Genomic DNA, 558 nt, shown 5'->3' with positions numbered 1-558 from the left:
AAAAAAAAAAGGCCAGGTCGGGCAGCCGAGGCCCGAGCCGGTCAGGCGGACCGCGCCGCCGGTCACCACGATCAGCACCGCCATGACGAGGGCGGCGAGAGCGGCGCGCCGGACCGTCCGGGGAGCGGGGGTCCAGCGCCCGGCGATGAAGGCGAGCGGGTTGCGCACGGCTTGAGCGGCATCCGCTCGGGTCACGTTCGGCACGGGAACCATCGTAGGGGGCTGCTTGTGCATGCGTTCACGAGCCCCCTCCCCGCCACCGAGCGCATACGCGCCCTCACTCCCAGCGGAAGAGCTTCCCGGCGGCGGCCAGGCCGGCGACCGCCCACACCGCCAGGATCGCGAGGTCGCCCCACGGCATGCCCGCGCCGTGCTGGAGCACGTCCCGCAGGCCGCCGGAGAGCGCCGAGATCGGCAGCAGACCGAGGACGTCCTGCGCCGCCTGCGGGAACTCGTCCAGCGGCACGACCACCCCGCCGCCCACCAGCAGCAGCAGGAAGACCAGGTTGGCGGCGGCGAGGGTGGCCTCCGCCTTCAGCGTGCCCGCCATCAGCAGGC

General features: G+C 73.7%; 1 protein-coding gene and 1 pseudogene. Both read right to left on the bottom strand.

Annotated features, from left to right (window positions below; translation table 11 throughout):
- The coding region (locus EAO71_RS35755; protein WP_187282964.1) for a COX15/CtaA family protein at positions 1-234 on the bottom strand (234 nt) is incomplete at its 3' end.
- A gap of 43 nt (positions 235-277) precedes the next feature.
- Positions 278-558 (bottom strand): annotated as a pseudogene (locus EAO71_RS35750) (ABC transporter permease); the annotation flags it as partial.

Origin of the sequence: Streptomyces sp. MS191 (genome assembly GCF_008042125.1) — a bacterium.
GTDB lineage: Bacteria > Actinomycetota > Actinomycetes > Streptomycetales > Streptomycetaceae > Streptomyces.
The sequence above is the reverse complement of the archived record's forward strand: the minus strand, read 5'-3'. Positions and strand labels throughout refer to the sequence as shown.